A 913-nucleotide genomic window follows, 5' to 3' on the forward strand; every position below is an offset into this window, starting at 1 on the left:
GGCTCTTAGAGTCCGTTTGAGAATTTAGTTTCCTTGGTCTCTGGTTCGTGATTCACATTAACGATGTGGACACGAGAGACGCGAGGCCGGATGGCCAGGATCGAGCGGAAGACGAAACGTTACCCGACCGATCTCACGGATGAAGAATGGAAGCAGATAGAGCCCCTGCTGCCGAAACCGGCCGAGCGTGGGCGCAAGCCGAGCGTAGACCTGCGCGAGGTACTCAACGCGATCCGCTATATGACGCGCACGGGCGGCGGCTGGCGAATGCTTCCGAAGGACTTCCCGCCCTGGCAAACGGTGTATTGGTGGTTTCGGCGCTTCGTACGGCTGATGCTTTTTCGCACTATCCACAACATCGCCCTGATGCTGGATCGTGAGCGGGCCGGGCGCGAAGCGAGCCCGAGCGCCGGCATCATCGACAGCCAGACCATAAAGGCCCCAGCGCCCGGGGCAGAGCGAGGCTATGACGCGGCCAAGAAGACGGTGGGGCGCAAGCGGCATATTGCGGTCGACACCGATGGACGTCTGCTGATGGTCAATCTTACCCCAGCCGACATTTCTGACAGTGCCGGCGCGCAAATGATCCTCGATGCGATCCGAAAGCGATGGCCGTGGATCAAACATTTGTTTGCCGATGGTGCATACGACCGCAGGCAGTTGATGGACAAGGCCGCCTTTCTCGATTTCGTCATCGAGGTCGTGCGCCGCATCCACACCGAGCCAGGATTCAAGGTGCTGCCGCGCCGATGGGTGGTTGAAAGAACCTTCGGCTGGCTTACCCGATGGCGTCGTCTGGTGCGCGATTACGAACAACGCATCGACGTGTCCGAAGCGATGATCCACGTCGCCATGGGGAGCCTGTTGTTGCGCCGTATCAGCCATTAAAGCAAATTCTCAAACGGACTCTTAC

Annotated in this window: 1 protein-coding gene; it reads left to right on the forward strand. The window is 59.0% G+C overall.

Going from position 1 to position 913, the window contains the following annotated elements; genetic code table 11:
* The first annotated feature begins 63 nt into the window (after positions 1 to 63).
* Positions 64 to 888 carry an IS5 family transposase gene (locus tag HWD97_RS24210; protein WP_279719056.1) on the forward strand — a complete coding sequence of 275 codons (825 nt, stop codon included), beginning with the start codon at positions 64 to 66 and terminating at the stop codon, positions 886 to 888.
* The last annotated feature ends 25 nt before the right edge of the window (positions 889 to 913 follow it).

Source organism: Ochrobactrum sp. C6C9, assembly GCF_022627935.1.
In the GTDB taxonomy this organism is placed as follows: domain Bacteria; phylum Pseudomonadota; class Alphaproteobacteria; order Rhizobiales; family Rhizobiaceae; genus Brucella; species Brucella teleogrylli.

Bases quoted from the DNA above. Each gene is read 5' to 3' on its own strand.
- HWD97_RS24210 (WP_279719056.1), top strand. From the start codon at position 64: ATGTGGACACGAGAGACGCGAGGCCGGATGGCCAGGATCGAGCGGAAG.